This window comes from Burkholderia sp. HI4860 (assembly GCF_002223045.2).
Taxonomy (GTDB): Bacteria; Pseudomonadota; Gammaproteobacteria; order Burkholderiales; family Burkholderiaceae; genus Burkholderia.
The window spans coordinates 2,531,027-2,554,900 of sequence record NZ_NKFO02000001.1 but is presented as its reverse complement, the minus strand read 5'-3'; the positions used below and the strand labels follow the sequence as shown (position 1 = coordinate 2,554,900).

19 protein-coding genes are annotated in these 23,874 nt (G+C 68.0%); 9 read left to right on the top strand and 10 right to left on the bottom strand.

What is annotated here, in order from left to right:
- Positions 1-14: 14 nt before the first annotated feature.
- A complete protein-coding gene (locus tag CFB34_RS11340) occupies positions 15-527 on the bottom strand; it encodes a nuclear transport factor 2 family protein (protein WP_089442405.1) in 513 nt (170 codons plus the stop codon).
- Between the two features lie 212 nt (positions 528-739).
- Between CFB34_RS11340 and CFB34_RS11335 the strand changes: the two genes are divergently transcribed.
- From CFB34_RS11335 to CFB34_RS11315, 5 genes are all read left to right on the top strand, one after another.
- Positions 740-1,240 (top strand): nuclear transport factor 2 family protein, encoded by a 501-nt coding sequence (locus CFB34_RS11335; protein ID WP_089442406.1) that lies wholly within the window; start codon positions 740-742, stop codon positions 1,238-1,240.
- A gap of 55 nt (positions 1,241-1,295) precedes the next feature.
- Positions 1,296-2,162, top strand: a complete 867-nt coding sequence (locus tag CFB34_RS11330) for an SDR family NAD(P)-dependent oxidoreductase (protein ID WP_089442407.1) — start codon at positions 1,296-1,298, stop codon at positions 2,160-2,162.
- A 9-nt stretch (positions 2,163-2,171) separates the two neighbouring features.
- Positions 2,172-2,927: an SDR family oxidoreductase gene (locus CFB34_RS11325; protein ID WP_089442408.1), complete on the top strand. Its 756-nt coding sequence runs from the start codon at positions 2,172-2,174 to the stop codon at positions 2,925-2,927.
- Positions 2,928-3,039: 112 nt separating this feature from the next.
- Positions 3,040-3,816, top strand: a complete 777-nt coding sequence (locus CFB34_RS11320) for a glucose 1-dehydrogenase (RefSeq protein WP_089442409.1) — start codon at positions 3,040-3,042, stop codon at positions 3,814-3,816.
- A gap of 524 nt (positions 3,817-4,340) precedes the next feature.
- Positions 4,341-6,206, top strand: a complete 1,866-nt coding sequence (locus tag CFB34_RS11315; RefSeq protein WP_089442410.1) for a phosphoenolpyruvate carboxykinase (GTP) — start codon at positions 4,341-4,343, stop codon at positions 6,204-6,206.
- 96 nt (positions 6,207-6,302) lie between these two features.
- Here the strand turns inward: CFB34_RS11315 and CFB34_RS11310 are convergent, their stop codons facing one another.
- From CFB34_RS11310 to CFB34_RS11290, 5 genes are read right to left on the bottom strand one after another with little or no spacing between them, the layout of a single operon-like run.
- Complete coding sequence (locus tag CFB34_RS11310; RefSeq protein WP_089442411.1) at positions 6,303-7,211, bottom strand: NAD-dependent epimerase/dehydratase family protein; 909 nt, start codon at positions 7,209-7,211, stop codon at positions 6,303-6,305.
- Positions 7,212-7,269: 58 nt separating this feature from the next.
- Positions 7,270-8,103, bottom strand: a complete 834-nt coding sequence (locus tag CFB34_RS11305; RefSeq protein ID WP_218828644.1) for an SDR family NAD(P)-dependent oxidoreductase — start codon at positions 8,101-8,103, stop codon at positions 7,270-7,272.
- Positions 8,104-8,143: 40 nt separating this feature from the next.
- On the bottom strand, positions 8,144-8,902 hold the full coding sequence (locus tag CFB34_RS11300; protein ID WP_089442413.1) for an SDR family oxidoreductase: 759 nt from the start codon (positions 8,900-8,902) through the stop codon (positions 8,144-8,146).
- 38 nt (positions 8,903-8,940) lie between these two features.
- Positions 8,941-9,798 carry an SDR family oxidoreductase gene (locus tag CFB34_RS11295; protein ID WP_089442414.1) on the bottom strand — a complete coding sequence of 286 codons (858 nt, stop codon included), beginning with the start codon at positions 9,796-9,798 and terminating at the stop codon, positions 8,941-8,943.
- Between the two features lie 3 nt (positions 9,799-9,801).
- On the bottom strand, positions 9,802-10,218 hold the full coding sequence (locus tag CFB34_RS11290; protein ID WP_089442457.1) for a nuclear transport factor 2 family protein: 417 nt from the start codon (positions 10,216-10,218) through the stop codon (positions 9,802-9,804).
- 461 nt (positions 10,219-10,679) lie between these two features.
- On the opposite strand from CFB34_RS11290, the gene CFB34_RS11285 reads away from it, so the two are divergent.
- Both CFB34_RS11285 and CFB34_RS11280 read left to right on the top strand, forming a co-directional pair.
- A complete protein-coding gene (locus CFB34_RS11285; RefSeq protein ID WP_089442415.1) occupies positions 10,680-10,889 on the top strand; it encodes a hypothetical protein in 210 nt (69 codons plus the stop codon).
- Positions 10,890-11,156: 267 nt separating this feature from the next.
- On the top strand, positions 11,157-12,653 hold the full coding sequence (locus CFB34_RS11280; RefSeq protein WP_089442416.1) for an FAD-dependent oxidoreductase: 1,497 nt from the start codon (positions 11,157-11,159) through the stop codon (positions 12,651-12,653).
- Between the two features lie 109 nt (positions 12,654-12,762).
- On the opposite strand, the gene CFB34_RS11275 is transcribed toward CFB34_RS11280, so the two are convergent.
- Entirely contained in the window at positions 12,763-14,427 is a 1,665-nt protein-coding gene (locus CFB34_RS11275; RefSeq protein WP_089442417.1) for an acid phosphatase, read from the bottom strand.
- Between the two features lie 480 nt (positions 14,428-14,907).
- Between CFB34_RS11275 and ftsH the strand changes: the two genes are divergently transcribed.
- Both ftsH and CFB34_RS11265 read left to right on the top strand, forming a co-directional pair.
- Positions 14,908-16,863, top strand: a complete 1,956-nt coding sequence (ftsH, locus tag CFB34_RS11270) for an ATP-dependent zinc metalloprotease FtsH (RefSeq protein ID WP_089442418.1) — start codon at positions 14,908-14,910, stop codon at positions 16,861-16,863.
- A gap of 83 nt (positions 16,864-16,946) precedes the next feature.
- Positions 16,947-17,414: an OsmC family protein gene (locus CFB34_RS11265; protein ID WP_089442419.1), complete on the top strand. Its 468-nt coding sequence runs from the start codon at positions 16,947-16,949 to the stop codon at positions 17,412-17,414.
- A gap of 16 nt (positions 17,415-17,430) precedes the next feature.
- On the opposite strand, the gene otsA is transcribed toward CFB34_RS11265, so the two are convergent.
- The 3 genes from otsA to CFB34_RS11250 all read right to left on the bottom strand — a co-directional run bounded on the left by otsA (position 17,431) and on the right by CFB34_RS11250 (position 23,701).
- Entirely contained in the window at positions 17,431-18,837 is a 1,407-nt protein-coding gene (otsA, locus tag CFB34_RS11260; RefSeq protein ID WP_089442420.1) for an alpha,alpha-trehalose-phosphate synthase (UDP-forming), read from the bottom strand.
- Positions 18,838-19,535: 698 nt separating this feature from the next.
- Positions 19,536-21,155 (bottom strand): methyl-accepting chemotaxis protein, encoded by a 1,620-nt coding sequence (locus CFB34_RS11255; RefSeq protein WP_089442422.1) that lies wholly within the window; start codon positions 21,153-21,155, stop codon positions 19,536-19,538.
- A 467-nt stretch (positions 21,156-21,622) separates the two neighbouring features.
- Complete coding sequence (locus CFB34_RS11250) at positions 21,623-23,701, bottom strand: TonB-dependent receptor (RefSeq protein ID WP_242808595.1); 2,079 nt, start codon at positions 23,699-23,701, stop codon at positions 21,623-21,625.
- Between the last annotated feature and the right edge of the window lie 173 nt (positions 23,702-23,874).

Below are 23,874 nucleotides of genomic sequence, written 5' to 3'. Positions count from 1 at the left end.
ATTGCCGCCGGGATTCAGGAAGCAGCTTCAGTCGATCCGGCCGTCTGATGCGCATCCGGCGCGAACCGGTTCGCGGTCAGCGTGAACGACGGCGGAATCGGCGACGTGACGGTTTCGAACAGCCGCTCGTGGCGCGTCGCGTGAATGCGCCACACGCCATCGCGTTTCACGTACTGGTCGTCGTAGAACGCGGTGCCGTGCAGCAGGTAGCTGTCCTCAAGATTGATCGCGTGATCCTCGAGAAACCACACGCCGCATGCGTGATCGGCCGAGACCAGCGTGAGCTCCGGGTGATGGCCGTGATGCATCGTCAGGAAGGTCGGCTTGCCGATCAGCGCGCGCAGGCTCGACACGAATGCGTCGCGGCCGTCGTACGCATAGCGGCCGCCATACAGCCGCGCTTCGCAGTCTTCCGTCAGGCACTCGGCGAGCAGCGCCCAGTCGTGCGTGTCGACCGCGCGGAAATACCGGTACTTCAGCTGTCGGATCTGCTCGTACTCGTGGAGCGTGCGGGTCGTGTCGTCCATCGCCGGGTCTCGTGGTGGTGTCGTTCGATGGTAGGAACGAAGCCGCCTGCATCACATCGTCTGTTCGGACGAACGCCGCAGACACTCGCCAACAGCGCTGCCGAAACGAATCGCGGATTTCATCCGAACGGGTGATGGCCGACGCATCGCGCGGCGGTAACGTGGCATCGACGCGGCGTTCGAACCGCGTCGGCACCGAACAAGGAGACAGGATGACCCTCATCGAATCGCTGGAAGCGCGCGTGCGCCGGCTCGAGGACGCCGACGCGATCCGCCGGCTGAAGGCGCGCTACTTCACCTGCTGCGACCGCAAGGATCCGGAAGGGATGCGCGATTGCTTCGCGCCCGGCCCCGTGCAGATCGACTACGGCCGGATCGGCACGTTCGATACACGCGACGCGCTCGTCGACGTCTTCGCGCAACTCGGCTGCCATCCGCACATCGTCGAGATGCACCACGGCGTGAATCCCGAGATCGACGTGCTCGACGCGACGCATGCACGCGGCACGTGGGGCCTGCACTACCAGATGATCGACACGAATGCGCGCACGCTCACGCAGCTCGGCGCATACTACGACGACGCATACCGGAAGGTCGACGGCGAATGGAAGATCGTGGGCACGCGCTGCGTCGTCACGTCGACGCTGTCGGCCCGCTACGAAGGCGATGCGCCGGGCGTGCTGTTCGCCGGCACGCAGCCGCCGGCCGCGTGACGCACGCGAACGCCATCCCCGTGGCGCTCAGCCCATTCCACAGGAGACATCGAACATGACACAGAACCACGAGGCGCCGGTCGCCGTCGTGACGGGCGCCTCGCGCGGCGCGGGCAAGGGCATCGCGCGCGCGCTCGGCGCGGCCGGCATGACCGTGTATGTGACGGGCCGCTCGCAGAACGAAGGCGATGCGCCGCTGCCCGGCACGATCCACGAGACCGCACGCGAGATCGATGCGCTCGGCGGGCGCGGGATCGCGGTGGCCTGCGATCACGCGGACGACGCACAGGTGCAGGCGCTGTTCGAGCGTGTCGAACGCGAAAGCGGACGGCTCGACATCCTCGTCAACAACGCGACCTACCTGCACGATCAGCTGATCCTGCCGGGCCCGTTCTGGGAGAAGTCGCTCGATCTCGTCAACATCCTCGACGTCGGGCTGCGCTCGGCCTATGTCGCGAGCTGGCACGCGGCGCGGCTGATGGCTCGGCGTCGCACCGGGCTGATCGCGTTCACGTCGTCGTTCGGCGCGAGCTGCTACATGCACGGCGCGGCGTACGGCGCGCAGAAGTCCGGCGTCGACAAGTTCGCGAAGGACATGGCCGTCGACCTGAAGCCGTTCGACGTCGCGGCCGTGTCGATCTGGATGGGGCCGCTGCGCACGGAGCGCACGACGCGCGTGTGGGAGGAACACCCGGATCTCTACAAGGAATTCTCGCTCGTCGCGGAAAGCCCCGAATTCACGGGCCGCGTGATTCACGCGATCCACGGCGATCCGCAGCGCATGGCGTTGTCGGGGCAGGTGCTCGTCGGCGCGGAAGCCGCGCTGCGCTACGGCATCGCCGATCTCGACGGCAAGCAGCCGCCTTCCTACCGCGAACTGCTCGGCGGCCCCGTGCAGGCGCATCCGGCGATCGTCGCCTGAGGAGCACGCATGGGCATCCTGACAGGCAAGGTCGCGCTCGTGACGGGCGCGGGGCAGGGCGTCGGCCAGGGCGTCGCGCAGGCGCTCGCGGCGGAAGGGGCGCACGTCGCGGTGGTCGGCCGCACCCTCGACAAACTGCTCGCGACCTGCGAGACGATCCGCGCGCGCGGTGGCGTGGCCGAGCCGTTCGTGTGCGACGTGATGGACGCGGAGCAGATCGCGCAATGCGTCGACAACGTCGTCGCGCGGTTCGGTGGCGTGCAGATCCTGATCAACAACGCGCAGGTCGTGCCGCTCGGCCGCCTGCTCGACGTGACCGACGCGAGCTTCCTGGCGGGGCTCGAATCGGGCCCGATCGCGACGCTGCGGATGATGCGCGCGTGCCATCCGCATCTGAAGGGTGACGGCGTGATCGTCAATTTCGCGTCGTCGGCCGCGGTGCGCTGGGATGCGTCCGGCTACGGCGCGTATGCGGCGACCAAAGAGGCGATTCGTGCGCTGACGCGCGCGGCGGCCTGCGAATGGGGCGTGGACGGCATCCGCGTGAACGCGGTCGCGCCGCACGCGTTGTCGCCGGGCCTGAAAGGCTGGGTCGACGCGAATCCGCAGGAAGCCGCGGCGTTTTTCCGCACGATTCCACTCGGCCGCGTCGGCGACTGCGAGCAGGACATCGGGCGCGCGATCGTGTTTCTGGCGAGCCGCGATGCGGCATACCTGACGGGCGCGACGCTGCCGCTCGACGGCGGCCAGGCTTACTGGGGTTGAAGGCGGGAATCGAAGGTGCGCGGCACGGGAGCCGCGCGCGAAACATGGGACGGCAAACCCGCGCATGGGCGTAGCGCGGCCGCCGGCAAACCGGAATCGAAGCGAGGACGACATGGGTCGACTGGAAGGAAAGGTAGCGATCGTCACGGGCGGTGCGCGTGGCATGGGCGCGGCAACGTGCAGGCTGTTCGTCGAGGAAGGCGCGCGCGTCGTGATCGGCGACGTGCTCGAGGCGGAGGGCGAAGCGCTCGCGCGCGCGCTCGGCGACGCGGCGCGCTTCATGCGGCTCGACGTCGCCGACGAAGCGAGCTGGGAGGGCGTGACCGAAGCGACGATGGCGCAGTTCGGCCGGATCGACGTACTGGTCAACAATGCAGCGGTGCTGACGTTCGGCGGCATCACCGAGTTGTCGAAACGCGATTTCGAGCGTGCGGTGTCGATCAACCTCGTCGGGACGTTCGTCGGCATCCGGACCATCGCGCCGCGCATGATCGCGCAGAAGAGCGGGTCGATCGTCAACATCTCGTCGGTGGACGGGCTGCGCGGCGTGAACGCGCTGGCCGCGTACGTGTCGAGCAAGTGGGGCGTGCGCGGGCTGACGAAGGTCGCGGCGCTCGAACTCGGCCATCAGGGCGTGCGCGTGAATTCGATTCATCCGGGCGGCGTGAACACCGCGATGTCGAACCCGACCGGCGCGCCGCTCGAGGAAATCAACCAGCACTATGCGAACGTGCCGCTGCAACGCGTCGGCCTGCCCGACGAAATCGCGCGCGCGACGCTGTTCCTCGCGAGCGACGAAGCGTCGTACTGCAACGGCGCCGAACTGGCCGTCGACGGCGGGATGGCCGCAGGCGCGTATTACCCCGGATTGCCCGGCGCGCCGTTTTGAGCAGGGGCGCCTGCGGCACGCTCACATCAGATGTTTGTGTACGCAACCTAATTCAGGGTTTGCCTGAGTAGCGAAAACCTGAATTCGCCCGGCCCGCGCTCGCGTGGGCCTCACGCGGGCGCGGCGCGCCAAATTTGCCGCTTCCGCGAAACCCTTGCCGGACGGCTGTCCTGGCCGTTTCGTCCCCAAAGCGCGCGTCATGACGCTGTAAAAAGCACGCACATGCAACCGGCGTGCCGGCGCGCCGACATAGTTGTTTCTTGTTGCAACGCAACGTTTGCCGAATAACGGCGATGGTATGCTGGCCGTCATGGAGTTGTACGGCAGGTTGCTTGTATGGCGAAACTCGCGTTCGCAATTTCTAAAGAGACATCACCTTCTCTCGCACGCATCGCGGCATCGACGCGCGCTCCGCTCGCGCGTCCCGTCCTGCGCGCCGCCGCACCCTGCGCTCCAATCGCATCCCCCATCTCGCGGGCTCGCCCCGCAACCCCCATCCTCGCCCAATAATCTGGAGACACTTCATGTCGCACAACAATCTGGCCGAAGCAACACACGGCCCGCTGATCGCTCCGCCGGCTTTCGTCAAACATCGCAAGCTGATCGACTGGGTGTCGCGCATCGCGGCGCTGACGGAGCCCGAGCGCGTCGTGTGGTGTGACGGTTCGCAGGAAGAAAACGACGCGCTGTGCCAGGCGATGGTCGACCAGGGCACGCTCACGCGCCTGAACCCGGCGAAGCGCCCGAACTCGTATCTCGCGCAATCCGATCCGTCCGACGTCGCGCGCGTCGAGGATCGCACGTTCATCTGCGCGGCCTCGCGCGACGACGTCGGCCCGACCAACCACTGGATCGAACCCGCCGAAATGCGCGAGACGCTCAACGGCCTGTTCCGCGGCTCGATGCGCGGCCGCACGCTGTACGTCGTGCCGTTTTCGATGGGCCCGCTCGGCTCGCCGATCGCGCACGTCGGCGTCGAACTGTCCGACAGCCCGTATGTCGTCGTGAACATGCGGATCATGACGCGCATGGGTCGTGAGGTGTACGACGTACTGGGCGAGGACGGCGAGTTCGTGCCGTGCGTGCACAGCGTCGGCCATCCGCTCGAAGCCGGCCAGCAGGATGTGCCGTGGCCGTGCAACCCGGTCAAGTACATCGTGCATTTCCCCGAAACGCGCGAGATCTGGAGCTTCGGTTCGGGCTACGGCGGCAACGCGCTGCTCGGCAAGAAGTGTTTCGCGCTGCGTATCGCGTCGACGATGGGCCGCGACCAGGGCTGGCTCGCCGAACACATGCTGATCCTCGGCGTGACGTCGCCGGCCGGCAAGAAGTATCACGTCGCGGCGGCATTCCCGTCCGCGTGCGGCAAGACCAACTTCGCGATGCTGATTCCGCCGCAGGGCTTCAAAGGCTGGAAGGTCACGACGATCGGCGACGACATCGCGTGGCTGAAGCCGGGCCGCGACGGCCGGTTGTATGCGATCAACCCGGAAGCGGGCTTCTTCGGCGTCGCGCCGGGCACCGGCGTGAAGACCAACCCGAACGCGATTTCGACGCTCACCGAGAACGTGATCTTCACGAACGTCGCGCTGACGGAAGACGGCGACGTGTGGTGGGAAGGGCTGACCGACACGCCGCCCGCGAAGCTGACGGATTGGCAGGGCAACCCGTGGACGCCTGAAACGGCCAAGGAAACGGGCCGCAAGGCCGCGCATCCGAATTCGCGCTTCACGGCGCCGGCCGCGCAGTGTCCTTCGATCGACGACGACTGGGAGAATCCGGCCGGCGTGCCGATCGATGCGTTCATCTTCGGCGGCCGCCGTTCGACGACCGTGCCGCTCGTGACCGAGGCGCGCGACTGGGTCGAGGGCGTGTACATGGCCGCGACGATGGGCTCGGAGACGACTGCCGCCGCGGTCGGCCAGCAAGGCATCGTGCGCCGCGATCCGTTCGCGATGCTGCCGTTCTGCGGCTACAACGTCAGCGATTATTTCGCGCATTGGCTCAAGCTCGGCAAGCAGCTCGAAGGCGCGGGCGCGAAGCTGCCGAAAATCTACTGCGTGAACTGGTTCCGCAAGGATGCGAACGGCAAGTTCGTGTGGCCGGGCTTCGGCGAGAACATGCGCGTGCTGAAGTGGATGCTCGATCGTCTCGAAGGCACGGGTGGTGGCGGCGAGCATGCGTTCGGTGTGTCGCCCGCGTATGAGGACCTGCACTGGGACGGCCTCGATTTCACGCGCGATCAGTTCGATGCGGTGACGTCGATGAACGCCGATGAATGGCGCGAGGAGCTGAAGCTTCATGCGGCGCTGTTCGATATGCTGAAGCTGCGCCTGCCGGCCGAAATGACCGACACGATGAAGAAGATCGAGCAGCGCATCGGCGCCTGACGGTTCGCATTCGCGTAGTCATCCTGACGTCCCGCCGCCGGCATCCATCGCCGGCGGCGGGACGTTTTGCATCGGCGCTCCACACGCGGCGTTCGCCTACTGCGCGCGGCAATGCGCGACGACTTCGTCCACCGCGCGTTGCACGTCGCCGCGCCGGTAGCGCAGCAGCGCGCTGTCGGCCGGATCGGGCTCGTACGACACGACGTTGCCGCGCCCCGTGTAGATCGCGATGTCGGGCAACAGCGGATGCTCCTGGTCGAGCGACGGCACGTCCTGCGGATTGCCGGCCGCGCGGAAGAACGCCGCGAAGTAATCGGCGAAGCTGAGATTCTCGTCGCCGACGAGATAGGCCTTGCCCGTTTCGCCGCGCTGCAGCGCGCCCCAGATCGCTTCCGACAGCGATTGCGTCGAGATGAAGTTGCTGCCGCCGGCCGGCCCGAACACGGGCAGCCCCGCGAACTGGCCCTGCGCATAGCCCGTGTACGCCGCGAACATCTCGTTGCGCAGCCCCGGCACCGACCCGACGACGAACGGCGCGTTGACGCTGCATACGGCGAACGACGGCGTCGCGAGCGCGCGTACGCGTTCGTCGGCGAGATGGCGCGAGCGTACGTACGGCACCGTGTCGACGAGCGCCGGCGCGACCTGCGGATAGAAGCTGCCGACCAGCACCGCACGCTTCACGCCTGCCTCGCGCGCCAGCGCGAAGAAGCGCGGCACCGCGTCGACGTTCGCGCGTTCCCAGTGCGCGGCTTCGTCGGTGCCGGGCGGCAGGTGGCGGATGTCGTTGCCGGCCGCGAACACCACGGCGTCGAACGGTGCGAGGTCGTCGCGTGTGAAGTTGCCGGCCACGTAATCGCGCAGCAGCACGTCGAACTGCGCGAGCGCGCTGCCGGGTGCGGGCGGCTTGCGCGCGGCGAGCGTGACGAGGTTGCCCTGCGCATGCAGGTGCAGCGCGGCATGGCCGCCGATGAGGCCGGTGCCGCCGACGATCAGGATCTTCATGATGTCTCCGAAAGCGGCGCAATGTCGCCGCGTGAAATGAACAGGCGAGCGGTGCCGCTCAGAAATTGAAGCCGTTGCCCGTGACGACGGGCAGGTTGGTCCAAAAGCCGTTCGGGTCGCGATACCAGCCGGCCGCCGCGAGCGCGCCGCCGTCGACGTGCAGCGTCGTGCCGGTGACCCACGCGGCGAGCGGGCTCGCGAGGAACAGCGCGGTGCCCGCGATATCGTTGGCCGCGCCGAAGCGCCCGAGCGGGATCCAGCGCGGAATGTGCCCGTGATGCTCGGCCGCGACCATCGCACTGACAGGTACCTGCGGCGTCTCGGTGGTTTCGGGGGCGATCTGGTTCACGCGAATACCGGCCGGCCCGAGTTCGAGCGCAAGGCTCTTCGTGAAGCCGGTCAGCGCGGCCTTGAACGACGCGTACACGGTGCAGTTCGGAATCGCGCGAAAGCCTTCGATCGACGACACGCCGACGATGCTGCTGCCCGCGCCGCGCTTGCGCAGCAACGGCAGCATCGCGCGCGTGACGAGGAAGACCTGGCGCAGGTTCACGTCGAACAGCCGTGCGATGTCGTCGTCGGTGCAGTCGTCGAACGGTTTCGCGATCTGCAGGAAATCGCCCACGTTGTTGACGAGCACGTCGAGGCCGCCGAAGCGTGCGTCGACGCTTCGCGCGAATGCTTCGACCTCGTCGCGGCGCGTGACGTCCACGGTGCCGACGAGCGCGTCGACGCCTGCCGCTTCGAGTGCGTGACGCACGTCCTGCGCGCGGGCCGGGTCGATCTCGGCTACCGCGACGCGCGCACCGGCCGCGCCGAACGCTTCCGCGCATGCGCGGCCGATGCCCGCGCCGCCGCCGGTGACCAGCACGGTCTTGCCGGTGAATGAAATCATCGATGGGCTCCTTTGAACGGGAAGGCAGTGGGCGGCGTCACAGCGACGACACCAGTTGCGCGTTGTCGATCCGCAGCTCCGCACCGTTCACGAAACGCGATTCGTCGGACGCGAGGAACAGCACGAGATTCGCGACGTCCTGCGGGTCGCACATGCGCGCCATCGGATCGCTGCCGATGCCGAGCGCGGCGGGGTCGAGATCGGGCATCAGCGCCTGCGTCATCGGCGTCCAGATGCCGTCCGGATGGATCGAGTTGCAGCGGATCCGGTAGCCGCTGCGCTTGCAGTGCACGGCGACGCTGCGCGCGAGCGCCGTCACCGCGCCTTTCGACCCGGTGTACGCGCACATCATCGGCAACCCGCCGAGCGCGGCGACCGACGACATCATCACGATCGAGCCCGGCGTGTCGTTGCCCTTCATCGCGCCGATCGCGTACTTGCAGCCGAGGAAATAGCCGTCGGCATTGGTCCGCATCACGCGCCGCCAGGTGTCGAGGCTCGTGTCCTCGATCGAACCGACCGGGCAGATCGCCGCGTTGTTGACGAGCACGTCGAGGCGGCCGAAGCGCTCGAGCGTCGATGCGATCGCATGCTGCCAACCGGCTTCGTCGGCGATGTCGTGGCGGACGAACAGTGCCGCGTCACCGATCTCGCGGGCGAGCGCACGGCCCGCGTCCTCGTCGATGTCGGTCAGCACGACACGCGCACCTTCGGCGGCGAGCAGCAGCGCATCCGCGCGGCCGACGCCGCTTGCCGCGCCGGTGATCAGCGCGATCTTGTTTGCGACTCGATTCATGGTCGGTCGGATTCCCTTGATGTTGAAAGAAGGCGCGCTCATGCGGCGCCCGGTACGCGACCGGCCTTGATCGCGTCGAGCGCGGCCGTGCCGTAGATCTGCGCGATCGTGTCGTCCACACGCGGGTTGGTGCGCAGCTCGTGGCCGCCGTCGACCGCGAAGCTCTGGCCGGTCACCCAGCCCGACTCGGGGCCGGCGAGATAGCGCACCGCGTGCGCGATCGCTTCGGGTTCGCCGAGCGTGCCGAGCGGGATCTGTTCGAGAAAACTGTCGACGAGCGCGCGGTTGTCGAACATCGGCGCGGTGGCTTCCGAGCGCGTGAGACCGGGGCGCACCGCGTTCACGCGGATCTTCGCGCCGGCCAGTTCCTCGGCCGCGCCGCGCACGAGCGCTTCGAGCGCGGCCTTCGCGGTGCAGTACGCGGACAGCCAGCGGAAATTGATCCGCGCGGCCGTCGACGAAATGCAGACGATCGCGCCGCCGCCGCTTTCAGCGAGCCGCGGCGCGGCATGACGGATCGCGGCGAACGCGCTGTGCAGGTTCAGGTCGATTTCGGCGCGGAAGGTGTCGGCGTCGTGCAGCAGCAGCGGCCGGAAGCCCGCGCCGCCGACCGTCGGCACGACGATGTCGAGGCGCTGGTCGAGCGCCCACGCGCAGTCGAGGGCGGCCTGCAGGTCGCCTTCGTCGCAGGCGTCGCCCGCATGGATCGCGACGCGGCTGCCGGGCACGGCGTCGGTCAGGTGCCGCTGCGTGCGTTCGAGCGCGTCGTGGCGGCGGCCCATCAGCACGACGGCTGCGCCGTCGGCGACGAGCGCGTGCGCGCAGGCCGCGCCGATGCCGCCGGCGCCGCCCGTCACGAGCGCGGTGCGGCCGTTGAGGGGAGCGGAGGTGCGCATCGTTCAGCCCTCCAGCGGCAGGTCTTGCGCCCAGTCGACGTGCAGCGTGCGCGCGGCGAAGCGCCACGTGCCGCCGTCGAGCACACAGCGGTCGCGATAGCGCAGCCCCCAGTCGAGCTTGCGCTTCACGCCGTCGCGCACGTAGACGTGGCAGGCGACGCCGTAGGTTTCGACATCGGCCTCGCCGCCGTCGAGCGTGACGAGCTGGTTGTGCACGTGATGCTGGGTTGCTTCGTAGCGCTCGATCACGCGCATGCCGGCGACGATCGCGTCGCGGTCGTCGAAGCGGAAGCCGGGGCCGGCCAGCGTGGCATCGGGGGTGAAGAGCGTGGTGAGGCGTGGCCAGTCGCGCCGGTCGACGGCTTGCGCGTAGCGGCACGCCAGTTCGTACAGCGCGTGGCGGGGATTGGAATCGGTCATGCGTAGGCTCCCGTGGAAGAACGGAACGCGTGGGCCGCGCAAGGCGGGCCGACGCGACGGCATTGCAACGTCGACGCGCAGGTTCGCATCGCGCAGGCCGGGATTCATCGTCCATACGGAGCAGGGCGCGGGTCGGGGAAAACACCGGGGCAGGCCGCTACGCATCACGTGAGGGCGCAGGGATGGTGCGGCGCAGCGACCCATGCGCGAGATGCGTCTGACGATTCGTGCGGCCGGCCGCGGCAGGCGCGCGACGTGCCGCGTTTGCTCCGCGTGGGCGAAGCCGTGGCGCGTGATGTTGCGATGCGTCAGGCCGCGCATCGTCCGCTCAGCGTTTGCCCCTAGTCGAAATGGACGATGGCCGGCGGCCGGGTGCTGGCTACCGTGCAGTCATCCGGTGCCGCATGTGATGCACGCCGGACGCGAACCGCACCAGCGGACAACCGGAGGGGACGACGATCATGAGACTGACGACTCGCAAGCTGTGCGTATTGGCGATGGGCACGTTCGCTGCCATGGCGATGGCGCGATACGGCGCCGATCAGGTTCCGTCGCCGCCGTATGCGGCCGGCATCCTGCAATGCCGTTCGGTCGACGTGAACGGCCTGCCGGCCGGTTGCGTGCCGATCGATCCGTCGCACTTCGGTTTCGCCGCGATGCGCGGCATGTGACACCGGCGCGGCCGCGCGTTGCGCAGCGCGCAAGCCGTGGCGGTGCGATCGCGGCTGGAGGCGGTTCGCTACGGCCACGGTGGAATCATCGCGCGCCGATCCCGCTTCACGCGGTTCGACTTCAACCGGACGACAGACGGACGTGCGCGTTGCACGCGCACCCGTCGTACGTCCGCCTCGGCAACGGGGGCTTGCGGCAACGTCCGCGTCAGTCCCTCGCCACATCCGCCGCTTTGCGCAGATTTCCCCAACGCTGACCCATTCCTCATGTCATCCGACTATTCCCTGACTCACCCCCTGAATATCCGCGACGTGCCTCGCTGGGATGCCGAACACGATGTCGTGATCGTCGGCTTCGGCGCGGCCGGCGCCTGCGCGGCGATCGAAGCCGCGAGCGCCGGCGCCGACACGCTGATCGTCGAACGCGCGTCGAGCTACGGCGGCACGAGCGCGCTGTCGGGCGGCGAGATCTACCTCGGCGGCAGCGGCGGCACGCTCGCGCAGCGGCAGGCCGGCTTTACCGACGACACCGAGGATCTGTACCGCTACCTGATGCTGGCCGGCGGCCGCGACGCCGACGAGGCGAAGGCGCGCCTCTACGCGAACGACAGCCTGGCGCACCACGACTGGCTCGTCGCGCAGGGCCTGACCTACAAGAACACGTTCATCGCCGAGCGGATCGTCGAACCGGAAACCGACGATTGCCTGATCTGGTCGGGCAGCGAGGAAGCCTGGCCGTTCAGCGAGGCCGCGAAGCCGTGCCCGCGCGGGCACACGCCGCAATGGCCGGGCTGGGGCGGCGGACAGATGCTGATGCGCGTGCTGGCCGAACGTGTGGCGGCGCTCGGCGTCGCGACGCGCTACGACACGCGTGCGCTCGCGTTGATCGTCGACGACGGCGGCGCGGTGCGCGGCGTCGTGCTGCGCGCCTATGGCGAGACGGCATTCGTACGGGCGCGTCGCGCGGTGATCCTGTGCGCGGGCGGCTTCGCGATGAACCGCGACATGGTGCGCCGGCATGCGCCGCAGTTCCTGCGCTCGGACGAACCGATCGGCAGCCCCGGCGACGACGGCTCGGGCATCCTGCTCGGCCAGAGCGCGGGCGGCGCGGCGATTCACATGGATCAAGGCTTCGTCAGCCTGCCGTTCTACGCACCCGAATCGCTCATCAAGGGGATCTTCGTGAACGCGCGCGGCCAGCGTTTCATCAACGAGGACGGCTATCACGGTCGCACGGGCCATCACGCGTTCCATCAGGCCGACGATCGCATCTACCTGCTCGTCGACCAGGCCACCTACCAGGAGCCGCCCGCGATCGCGCGAATCGGCATCGCGGCGGCCGGCGACACGTGGGAGGAAGTCGAACGCGACCTGCAGATGCCGGCCGGCACGCTGACGGCGACCATCGACGTCTACAACCGCCATGCGGCCGACGGCACCGATCCGCTGTTCCACAAGGCGAAGAAGTGGCTGCAGCCGTTGATCGAGCCGCCGTTCGTCGCGCTCGATTGCCGGATCGACTATGCGTTCTATCCGCACTTCACGCTCGGCGGGCTCGATACGCTGCCGACCGGACAGGTGGTCGATGCAACACGCGCGCCGGTGCCGGGGCTCTATGCGGCGGGCCGCACGACTTGCGGACTGCCGCGCTGGGGCGCCGGGTACAGCTCGGGGCTGTCGCTGGCCGACGCGACGTTCTTCGGGCGGCAGGCCGGGCGCCACGCCGCGCAGGTGGAGTGCGACGCAGTGCGCCGCGCCGCTTAGCGTTTTCACGCGCGAAATGAACGACGCCCCGGGCAATCGCATCGCCCGGGGCGTCGTCGTTTCAAGCAGCCAGGCGGCCAAGCAGCCAACCACTCAGATTGGGCGACCCTTAGCCGAGATCGAGCGCATTCGTCAGATCGCCCGGCGGCGTCGCGCCGCGCGCGGCGAACGCCTTGTTGCGCGCGACCACGCCGTCGAGCGGCGCGAGCCCGTGCACGCGGCTGATGAAGCGCAGGATCGAATTCGTGTCGTACAGCGTGTGATCGACGAAGCCTTTCTTCGCGAACGGCGAGATCACGAGCGCCGGAATCCGCGAACCCGGCCCCCAGCGATCGCCTTCCGGCGGCGCGACGTGATCCCACCAGCCGCCGTTCTCGTCGTGCGTCATCACGATCACGGTGTGGTCCCATTGCGGCCCGCGCCGGATATGGTCGATCACGGTCGCGATGTGACGGTCGCCCGATTCGATGTCCGCGTAGCCTGCATGCATGTTCAGGTTGCCCTGCGGCTTGTAGAACGTGACGGCCGGCAGGCGGCCCGCGTCGATGTCGGCGATGAAGTGGTTGGTCGACGGCTCGTCGCCGAGTCCCGCGTCGCGCAGGTGCTTGCGGCGCGCGTCGGTGCCCGGTGCGTAGTTCGCGAAATAGTTGAACGGCTGGTGGTGGTACTGGAAATCGGGCACGGTGCCCGTGTCGCGATGCTCGAGCGCGTACTGCCAGGCGCCGCTGTACCACGCCCAGTCGATGTTCTTTTCCGACAGGCGATCGCCGATCGTCGCATAGCCCTGCGGCGGCATCACGCGATGGTCGGCGGGATCCGCATACGCGGCGTTGCCCGGATCGGGCGGCGGCACGTAGCTCGGCTGGTACGGCGGCGCCATCGTGTTCACGCCGTAGCCGTCCGGCGTCAGCGGGCCGTCGGCCACGAACTTCGGCGGGCCGTCGAGCGCGGACGCGGGCGAATTATCGGCGAGCTTCAGGCGCGTACCGGTTGGATCGTCGCCTTCGACCTTCGACAGCAGTTTCGCCGCATGCGGATGCTTGTGCGCGTCCGGATACAGCGGCGGCTGCGCGGAGATCAGGAACATGTGGTTCATCCACGACCCGCCGAAGGCCGCCATGAAGAAGTTGTCGCACAGCGTGTATTGGCGCGCGAGATTCCACAGCCGCAGCGTGTCGGCCGAATTGCGGTAGTGGCCCATCACGAGGCCGCCCGAATCGGCCCACGCGGCGAACTGGTTGTTGCGGCCACCCGCGATCTGCATCTGGTTCTGGTAGAAGCGGTGCCACAGGTCGCGCGTGATCACGCCGTTCGGTAGCGCGTTGCCCTGTGCGTCCTTGATCAGGAACGGCGCGTTCGGCAGCTTGTCGATGTCGCGCTCGGCGATCGCGTAGCGCTTGCCGTCCACTTCCTGTGCCTGCGGCACGAGCCCGCCCCAGATCTTCGGCAGCACGGGCAGCGGCGTCTTGCCGTCGCGATCGAGCTGCTGCGCGTGTTCGGCGCGCACCTCGCTCAGCGGATGGCGCACGCCCGGGAAATCGCCGTACAGATTCGCGAAGCTGCGGTTTTCCGCATAGATCACGACGATGTGCCGCACGCGCTGGCGCAACGCTTCGTCGATGCGCAGGTCGGCGGCCGAACGCGGCGCGCTGCCCGCCGTGGTTTCACAGCCGCTGAGCGCGACACCCGCACCGAGCGCGGCGAGGCCGCCGAGCACGCGGCGGCGGTCGGGATCGGCGGGAAGGGCGTCGGGGCGATCGGGGGTGTCGTTCACGTCGTGGGTTCCTCGAATGGGCGGGTGGACGGGGGCGTGATGCGCGGCGGCGTCGCACAGGCTGCCGCGCGGCGGGATGGAAAGCAACGGCCCCTGTTACGGCTGGACCGGCGCGATCCATCTGTCACAAAAATGTCACGAACGCGACTATAACGCGGCAACGGGGCGGGTGAAAGGTGTTTGTCGGACGATTCGACGTGCGCCTCGCGTCATGCGCGACGCCCGCGCGAGAACTAGACTGGAATCAGGGGCGGCGCGTCGCAGCGTGCCGCCCGGGCGAGGGTTGCCCGGCGGCGCCGGCTCACGGCGTCGCCGCGGAGCCATTGATGCGACGAACGAGGCGATGAAGCGAGGCGACGATGGCGCGCATGAATGCCGCTTCCGCATGGCCGCCGATGGCGCACGCCGGCTGCGCGCGTGCCCGCACCCGTCCGCCGTGCTGCGCAACGCACGCGTAGCGCGCACGTCCGGCCCGCTGCCATGGACAGGAAATTCGACTACCCGGGATTGCTGATCGCGGCGGGCTTCTTCGTGCTGTTCGCCGCGCAGTTGCTGATGCTGCGCCCGACGTCGGCGCCGATCGCGTACAGCGATTTCCACCAGCTCGTCGCTGCCCGGCTCGTCGACGATCTCGAAGTCGGCCCCGTCTCGATCTCGGGCACGCTGAAGATGCCGCAGGCCGGCACGCTGCTGCCGGCGTCCGAAGCGGCGGCCGTGCGGCAGGCCGGCGCGCCGTGGCGCTTCACGACCAACCGCGTGACCGACGAGCACCTGACCGACACGCTGACCGCCGCCGGCATCCGCTATCACGGTGCGTCCGACACGAGCTGGATCGCATCGCTGGCGTCGTGGCTGCTGCCGCTCGTGCTGTTCGTGTTCATCTGGAACATGATGGTGCGCCGGCGCGGCGGGCTGCAGGATTTCACCGGGATGGGCAAGAGCCGGGCGCGGGTGTACGTGCAGCAGGAAACCGGCATCACGTTCGACGATATCGCGGGCATCGACGAAGCGAAGGCCGAGCTGCAGCAGCTCGTCGCGTTCCTGCGCAACCCCGACCGTTACCAGCGGCTCGGCGGCAAGATTCCGAAGGGCGTGCTCGTGGTCGGCGCGCCGGGTACCGGCAAGACGCTGCTCGCGCGCGCGGTGGCCGGCGAGGCGGCCGTGCCGTTCTTCTCGATCAGCGGCTCGGCGTTCGTCGAGATGTTCGTCGGCGTGGGCGCGGCGCGCGTGCGCGACCTGTTCGAGCAGGCGCAGCAGAAGGCGCCGTGCATCGTGTTCGTCGACGAGCTCGATGCGCTCGGCAAGGTGCGCGGCGTCGGCCCGATGTCGGGCAACGACGAACGCGAGCAGACGCTCAATCAGTTGCTCGTCGAGATGGACGGCTTCCAGGCCGGCTCCGGCGTGATCATCATGGCCGCGACGAACCGGCCGGAGATCCTCGATCCCGCGCTGCTGCGGCCGGGCCGCTTCGATCGCCACATCGCGATCGACCGGCCCGACGTGAATGGCCGAAGGCAGATCCTCGGCGTGCACGTGAAGCGCGTGAAGCTCGCGGCCGACGTCGATCTCGGCGAACTCGCGTCGCGCACGCCGGGCTTCGTCGGCGCGGATCTCGCGAACGTCGTCAACGAGGCGGCGCTGCATGCGGCCGAACTCGGCAAGCCGGCGATCGGCATGGCCGATTTCGACGAGGCGATCGACCGCGCGTTGACGGGCCTCGAGCGCAAGAGCCGCGTGATGAACGCGCAGGAGAAGCTGACCATCGCGTATCACGAGGCCGGCCACGCGCTCGTCGCGGAAAGCCGCGCGCATTGCGATCCGGTGAAGAAGGTGTCGATCATTCCGCGCGGTGTCGCGGCGCTCGGCTATACGCAGCAGGTACCGACCGAGGATCGCTACGTGTTGCGCCGAAGCGAGCTGCTCGACCGGATCGATGCGCTGCTCGGCGGCCGCGTGGCCGAAGAGCTCGTGTTCGGCGACGTGTCGACGGGCGCGCAGAACGATCTCGAGCGCGCGACCGCGATGGCGCGCCACATGGTCATGCAGTACGGGATGAGCGAGAAGATCGGGCTCGCGACGTTCGACGACGGCGATGCGCGCCAGGGCATACCGGGCGCGTGGCATGCGGGCGACGGGCGCTGCAGCGAGCACACCGCACGGATGATCGACGACGAGGTGCGCACGCTGCTGGCCGACGCGCACGCGCGCGTCGCGACGACGCTCGGCGAACGCCGCGATGCGCTCGAACGCATCGCGCGCCGGCTGCTGCAATGCGAGGTGCTCGAACGCGACGCGCTGCAGGCGCTGATCGACGGGCGCGCGGAACCGTCGTCCGCCACGACGCCGGCGCCGGACGACGCAGTCGACACGGAGCACGCGTCCGCGGTCGAGCGCGATTTCGTCGCGTACGGGCCGCCACGCGAACCCGAGCGCTGAAGATCCCATGAACCTGCGAGCGGCGCGCGTCGAAGCGATTGCGTGCCGTCATTCCTTTCCCCGTTGATCTCCACGGAGTCGCCATGAGCGAGGCGCACGTATCGGTCGATGTCGCGCAGCAGGCGCGTTTCTGTTTCGAAGTGGTATTCGCCGGCACGACGCTGGCGCCGGTGCTCACCGACGAACCGCCGCCGCACGGCGACGGACGCGGGCCGAACCCGATCCGGTTATTGGCGGCGGCCGTCGCGACCTGTCTCGCGGCGAGCTTGCAGTTCGCGCTGGAAAAGCAGCAGGTCGATCCGCAGCCGATTGCCGCGCATATCGACGTCGACATGGTGCAGAACGATGCGGGCAGGGTGCGCGTGGGCGCGATGTCGGTACGGCTGTCGATCGGCAAGACGTGGGCCGATCTCGCAGCCGCGCAGCGCGTGCTCGATCAGTTCGATGCGTACTGCGTACTGACGGAGAGCCTGCGCGAAGGCATTCCGGTGTCGGTCGACCTGTGCGACGTGAACGGCGCGGCGCTCGAACACGCGGCGACGCAGGGGTGAGCGCGCGTCGGGCGGGTCAGGATTCAGCCGCGGCCGCGACTTCGGCTGCCTCGGCGAGCGCGTTGAGAAAACGCGTGCGCCACCAGTGCACGTCGGTCTTGCGCACGATCGCCATCAGCGCCGCGTGACGCTGGCGGCGTTCTTCGAGCGGCATCGTGAGCGCGCGCTGGATCGCCTGCGCGGTGCCTTGCGTGTCGTACGGATTGACGAGCAGCGCCGACTTCAACTGCTCGGCCGCGCCGGCGAAACGCGACAGCACGAGCACGCCCGGGTCGGCGGCATCCTGCGCCGCGAGAAATTCCTTCGCGACGAGGTTCATCCCGTCGCGCAGCGGCGTGACGAGCGCGACGCGGCTCGCGCGGTACAGGCCCGGCAAGCGCTTGCGCGCGACGGTGCGGTGAATGTAGCGCATCGGCATCCATTCGAGTTCGCCGTAGTCGCCGTTGATCGCGCCGCAGAGGCTGTCCATCTCGCGCCGCAGGTCGTCGTACGCGCCGAGATCCTCGCGGCTCGGCGCGGCGATCTGGATCAGTGTCGCGCGGTTGCGGTTCTCCGGATATTGCTCGAGCAATTGGCGGAATGCATTCACGCGCTGCGGCAGCCCCTTCGTGTAGTCGAGGCGGTCGACGCCGACCAGCAACTGGCGGCGCGAGTATTCATCGCGCATGCGCTCGAACATGTCGAGGCCGTCGCGATCGCGCGCGAGCGATTCGAACTCGTCGACGTTGATGCCGATCGGGAATGCGCCGGCCGACAGCGTGCGGCCGAACGCGCGCAGGCGGCCGTCGGGCAGCCGCGCGGCGCCGGCTTCCGCTTCGACGTAATGCTCGAAGTGAAGCAGGTCCGACTCGGTCTGGAAGCCGACGAGATCGTAGGCGAACAGCGACCGCATCAGCCATTCGTGCTCCGGGATCGCGGCCATGATCGGCGGCGGCGGCATCGGAATGTGCAGGAAGAAGCCGATCGGGTTCGTGCAGCCCATCGCGCGCAACTCGGCGGCGAGCGGAATCAGCTGGTAGTCGTGAACCCAGATGGTGTCGTCGGGGCGCAGCAGCGTGCGCAGCTTGCGCGCGAACAGCTGGTTCACGCGCCGGTAGCCGTCGGCGAAGCGGCGGTCGAACTGCGCGAGATCGAGGCGGTAGTGAAACACCGGCCACAGCACGTTGTTCGAATAACCGAGGTAGTACGCGTCGTAATCCTGCGGATCGAGATCGATCGTCGCGAGCTGGATGCCGCCGACGTTCTGGATCTGCACCTCGTCGCCGTGCGCAGGCTGGTCGTCGCCGCCGCGTAACCTCCCGCTCCAGCCGAACCAGACGCCGCCGGATTCCTGCAGGCTGTCCTTCACGGCGACGGCGAGCCCGCCGGCCGCGGCTTTACGGGGATCTGCAATGCGATTGGATACGACGACGAGTCGGCTCACCAGCTCTCCTGACGATTGTTGAGGGAAAGGTTCGTGCGGCCGTGGCGCGAGAAGCAGACGCCGCCATCGATGCGCGGTGCGCGCAGCGACAGGGCCGCAATGCGATCGGACGGGAGTCAGGGCACGCGACTCGCCGTCCGATTGCGGAGTGCTTTTTTAAGCATACTCGTCATTCGGCTGTTTTAAAAGTCTGCATCGGCGCGCGACGCGCGTGCGAATCCAGCGCGATCTCCATGACGCCGGTGTGGCAACGTGAGAAACATGGGCGGGACCGAATCTTGCGCAGCGCTGCCCATTCAGCGTGCATCGTGTGATGAGGAGGCGGGCACGTCACGCGCAATCGAGCGTGACGACGTGCGTTTCATGACGTTCGCACGCGGCCCGCGCCGGTCAGTGGAAGCGACCGGCGATGCCGTGGCGGTGCCGACGTGCGAGCGGCACCGAGCGACGCGTATGCGTGCTGCGCACGCGTGATGCGAATCGGCGCAGCGCGACGTCGCGCATGAGAGCCGGCCGCGTCGGACGGTGACGATACGCAGCTGCACTGCGTGCCGCGCATCGCGCGGTGTGCGCAAGCGTGACGCAGGCGGATCGGCTGAACAGCGGACGCATCGTCGTCCCGGTGCGGTATCGATTATGCAGTTCCGCAGTTCCGCAGTTCCGCAGTTCCGCAGTTCCGCAGTTCCGCGGCTACGCGGTTACGCCGTGGCCGGTTGCCAGTGATGCGCGGCGGGCGCTTGCGCGTACGCGCCCGGCGACGCCCCGTGCGTGCCGGACGGCATCCGGAACGCGGCCACCGTTTCGGACAGCTCGCGGCCTTGCGCCTCGAGCGACTTCGATGCGGCCGCGGCCTGCTCGACGAGCGCCGCGTTCTGCTGGGTCGTCTCGTCCATCTGCGTGATCGTCAGGTTCACCTGGTCGATGCCGCGGCTCTGCTCGGCCGACGCGGCCGCGATCTCGCCCATGATGTCCGTCACGCGCGCGACGGCCTGCGTGACGTCCGACATCGTCTTGCCGGCTTCGCCCGCGAGTTCGGAACCGTCGCGGATCGTCTGCACCGACGCGGAGATCAGTTCCTTGATCTCCTTCGCCGCCGTCGACGAACGTTGCGCGAGGCTGCGCACTTCGCTCGCGACCACCGCGAAGCCGCGACCCTGTTCGCCCGCACGCGCGGCTTCGACGGCCGCGTTCAGCGCCAGGATGTTGGTCTGGAACGCGATGCCTTCGATGATGCCCGTGATGTCCGCGATCTTCGACGAGCTGTGGCCGATCTCCGTCATCGTGTCGACCACGCGGCCGACCACCGCGCTGCCGCGCTGCGCGACGTCCGATGCGTTCGCGGCGAGCGAACTGGCCTGTTGCGCGTTCTCCGCGTTCAGGCGCACCGTCGACGTGAATTCCTCCATCGTCGCGGCGGTTTCCTGCAGCGACGCGGCCTGTTCCTCGGTGCGCTGGCTCAGGTCGAGGTTGCCCGATGCGATCTCGCTGACCGCATGCGCGATGCTGTTCGACGAATCGCGCACGCGGCCGACGATGCCGATCAGCCGCTCGTTCATCGTTCGCAGCGCGTCGAGCAGATCGCGCGTCTCGTCGTTGCCGCTCACGTCGATGCGGCTGCCGAGGTCGCCGTTCGCGACCGTGCGCGCGACGTCCACGGCCGAGCCGATCGGCACCGTGATCTTGCGCGTCAGCCACAGGCCGCCGGATGCCGCGACCACGACTGCGATCAGGCAGATGCCGGCCAGCAGGTTGCGTTCCATCGCATAGCGATCCGCGAACTGCTGTGCGATCGCGAGCTCGCGTTCATGCGTATAGGTTGCGTATGCATCGGTTGCGCGCACCAGTTGCGCGAGCAACGGCCGGCAGTTGTCGTCGATGTCGGCGATCGCCTCGTCCTTCTTGCCGGCCTGCGCGAGCCCGACGATGCGCAGGGCGACGGGCCCGTAGCTGGCTTCGATGCGCACGATGTCGGCGACCAGTTCGCGCGCGCGATCGGAGGTGTCCGTGGCGTTCGCCATCAGGTCCTTGAGCTTCGCGAGGCGATCCTGCACGTCCTTGTGCGCCTGGTTCACCTCGGCCAGTTCAAGCTCGAGGTCGGACGGTTTGGTCGTGAGCACGAGGTTGCGCGCGGCGATCGCGCGCCGGTCGACCGCGGTGCGGATTTGCGCGGAAACGGTCGCTCGTGCATTGATGCCGCTCATGTAGCGGGAAAATTCGGCGTTCGTATCGGATAGCGCCTTGAGTGCCATGCCCGACACGATCACGACGACCGCGGCGAGCAGGCCGAAGCCGCCAAGGAGTTTTGTTTTGATGCTCATTCTGGCGATTTTCACAGTGTGCCTCTGTGCGTGTGGTTGACGAATTGGATTTATTGTTCGACCAGATACGGGCTCGTGCCGGAATTAACGGGTATCCGGGATGATTCTTTACCCTTCGAAAACCCTGATATTAGTTTTTTTCGCGCTGGAATCGTTGCCAGTAGGGCTCTCATGATTTTGATCAAAAATCGGCGGAGTGCCCGTGATTAAAAGGTTTATACGTGGAATTTGAAACCGGTTTTCGTAGGTGAAACAAAAGCGCTCGTTTTGCTAATAATTGTCTGATGAATCGGTTTCGATTTATGGATGAATACCGGGATTCGGTTTGGATTTAATTGGGGAGGGAACCGGTGTGCGTCGCCGGTGAATGTTGCGCGACGGGCGGTCATGGCGGATCAACGGAAACTCGCGGCGCAGAGGGGGCGCCGGAGCGAGGCCCGCGGCGGGCGCCGCGGACCATGAGACGGTCAGAACGTGGTGCGCAACCCGGCCATCACGCTGCGGCCGCCTTGCGGCGCGAAGCCGCGCACGACCGAGGTCGAATAGCGGATTTCCTGGTTCGTCAGGTTGTCGCCGCGCAGGTACGCGAGCCAGTGCGTCGGGCCGACGCGGAACTTGTACGTCAGCATCACGCCGAGCGACGTGTAGCCGTCCGTCGAGAAATCGTTGTCGGGCACGCGATGCTGCGACCACGCGTGCGTGACCTGCGCACGCGCACCGAACGGGCCGTAACCGTAGTCGGCCGCGAGCGTCGCGCGCAGCGGCGCGATGCGCGGCAGCGGCTGGCCCGTGTCGACGTTGCGCGCATGCGTGTAGTCGGCCGTCAGTTCCAGATCGACCGTATGGCCGCGCCGCGCGAACGCACGCCACTTGCCGTCCAGCTCGATGCCGTAGAACTCGGCGCGCACGCCGCGATAGATCGCTTCGTTCAGCGCGCCGTCGGTGCCGGGCGCGACGGGCTCGTCGTCGCCGTCCACGACGCGGCCGGTGTTGTACTCGGTCAGGTAGTTCGAGAAGCGGTTGTAGAACACGCCGACGCTGCCGCGGTTCGGGCCGCTCGCGTAGCGCAGCGACAGGTCGGTCGACACCGCCTTTTCCTTCGACGCGTTCGGGTTGCCGATCAGGAACTGGCCGGTCGCATCGTGCGGGCCGTTCGAATACAGCTCGTAGAAGGTCGGCGCGCGTTCGGTGTACGCGACGTTGGCCGCCACCGACCAGACGGGCGTCAGCGAGAACAGTGCGCCGGCCGACAGGCTGCCCGCGTTGAATTCGCGCGGCTGCGCCCCGGCGAATTTCTCGACGCCGGCCGGATCGGGATCGACCTTCACGTGTTCGAAGCGGCCGCCGAGGCTCAGCTTCAGCGCCGGGACGACCTGCCATTCCTCGAGGCCGAACAGCGCGACGCTGTTGGTGCGCGTGGACGGCACGAGCAATTCGTCGCCGAGCGCGGAGAACGTGTTCTGGCCGAACTGCACGCCGATCGCGCCTTCGAACGGGCCGATCTTGCGATGCGTTGCCTCGATGCGGGCCTCGTAGCCGCGATTGCGGAAGGTGGTCGCGGTTTCGCCGTTGTTGACTTCCTTGTGACGGTAGTCGGTGTAGGCGAAATCGAATTTCAGCTTCGTGAACGGCCCGCTCAGGTTGCGCACCTCGGACGCGAGCGCGAGGCGCTCCTGGCGCATCCGCAGCCGCACGTCGCTTTCCGCAACGGAGCCGTAGTTCGATTCGTAGCCGCTGTAGGACAGGCCCGCGAAACCGTCCGCCCACGTGTACGACGCGCCCACCGCGCCGCCGTGCACGCGGCCGTCGCTGTTCGGCACGTTGCCGTACGGCTGCGGCGCATCGGGGCCGTCGATCGCGCGTTGCGCGCTGCTGCGCGCGTAGCCGGGAATCCGCAGCTTGCTCGTCTCGCGGTCGAACGCATCGACGTGGAACGCGAAGCGGCCGTTGCCGCCTTCGACCTGCGCGGCGCCCGCGCGCACCGAGTTCGCGCCGCCGTAGCGCGCATCGAGCGCGCCCGTCACGCCCTCGATCGCTTCGCGCGGAATCCGGTTGTCGATCGTGTTGACGACGCCGCCCACCGCATTGCCGCCGTACAGCAGCGCGGCTGGGCCGCGCACGATCTCGACGCGTTCGATCGACAGCGGGTCCTGCGGCACCGCATGGTCGTACGACAGCGACGATGCGTCGTATGCCGCGACGCCGTTCTGCAGCAGCCGGATCCGGTCGCCGTCCATCCCGCGGATGATCGGGCGGCCGACCATCGGCCCGTAGGTGGTGGTCGACACGCCGGGCAGCCCGTTCAGCGTTTCGCCGAGCGAATCGGCCTGTCGGCGCGTCAGCGCATCGCCGGAAAGCTGGGCGGTCGGCGCGATCAGTTCGTTGTCGCCGAGCGGGTTCGCGGTCACGAAGATCGGGGCGAGCGTGGTGGTCGGCGGCGTGCCGGACACGGCGGGCGGTTCGGTCTGCGCGTGCGCGACGGCGGCGAACAGCATCAGCGAAAGGGGCGAGAGCGGGCGAAGCGGTAGACGAGGGAGGTCGCGCATGGTCGGTGAATCGGTTGGAATCGGATCGGATAACGAGCGATGCGGGCCACGGCTGGATACGATATATTGTTGCGTCAATGGCGCGCAGTGACCCGTTGGAACATCGCTCGGCGAGGCTCGGCCACCCACAGTGGAACGGCGGCAGGCGGACGAGCACGCGAAATGATATGTTA

Excerpts from the sequence above, each read along its gene's own strand:
- CFB34_RS11340 (WP_089442405.1), bottom strand. The coding sequence starts at position 527 with ATGGACGACACGACCCGCACGCTCCACGAGTACGAGCAGATCCGACAG.
- CFB34_RS11335 (WP_089442406.1), top strand. The coding sequence starts at position 740 with ATGACCCTCATCGAATCGCTGGAAGCGCGCGTGCGCCGGCTCGAGGAC.
- CFB34_RS11330 (WP_089442407.1), top strand. The coding sequence starts at position 1,296 with ATGACACAGAACCACGAGGCGCCGGTCGCCGTCGTGACGGGCGCCTCG.
- CFB34_RS11325 (WP_089442408.1), top strand. The coding sequence starts at position 2,172 with ATGGGCATCCTGACAGGCAAGGTCGCGCTCGTGACGGGCGCGGGGCAG.
- CFB34_RS11320 (WP_089442409.1), top strand. The coding sequence starts at position 3,040 with ATGGGTCGACTGGAAGGAAAGGTAGCGATCGTCACGGGCGGTGCGCGT.
- CFB34_RS11315 (WP_089442410.1), top strand. The coding sequence starts at position 4,341 with ATGTCGCACAACAATCTGGCCGAAGCAACACACGGCCCGCTGATCGCT.
- CFB34_RS11310 (WP_089442411.1), bottom strand. The coding sequence starts at position 7,211 with ATGAAGATCCTGATCGTCGGCGGCACCGGCCTCATCGGCGGCCATGCC.
- CFB34_RS11300 (WP_089442413.1), bottom strand. The coding sequence starts at position 8,902 with ATGAATCGAGTCGCAAACAAGATCGCGCTGATCACCGGCGCGGCAAGC.
- CFB34_RS11295 (WP_089442414.1), bottom strand. The coding sequence starts at position 9,798 with ATGCGCACCTCCGCTCCCCTCAACGGCCGCACCGCGCTCGTGACGGGC.
- CFB34_RS11290 (WP_089442457.1), bottom strand. The coding sequence starts at position 10,218 with ATGACCGATTCCAATCCCCGCCACGCGCTGTACGAACTGGCGTGCCGC.
- CFB34_RS11285 (WP_089442415.1), top strand. The coding sequence starts at position 10,680 with ATGAGACTGACGACTCGCAAGCTGTGCGTATTGGCGATGGGCACGTTC.
- CFB34_RS11280 (WP_089442416.1), top strand. The coding sequence starts at position 11,157 with ATGTCATCCGACTATTCCCTGACTCACCCCCTGAATATCCGCGACGTG.
- ftsH (WP_089442418.1), top strand. The coding sequence starts at position 14,908 with ATGGACAGGAAATTCGACTACCCGGGATTGCTGATCGCGGCGGGCTTC.
- CFB34_RS11265 (WP_089442419.1), top strand. The coding sequence starts at position 16,947 with ATGAGCGAGGCGCACGTATCGGTCGATGTCGCGCAGCAGGCGCGTTTC.
- CFB34_RS11255 (WP_089442422.1), bottom strand. The coding sequence starts at position 21,155 with ATGAGCATCAAAACAAAACTCCTTGGCGGCTTCGGCCTGCTCGCCGCG.
- CFB34_RS11250 (WP_242808595.1), bottom strand. The coding sequence starts at position 23,701 with ATGCGCGACCTCCCTCGTCTACCGCTTCGCCCGCTCTCGCCCCTTTCG.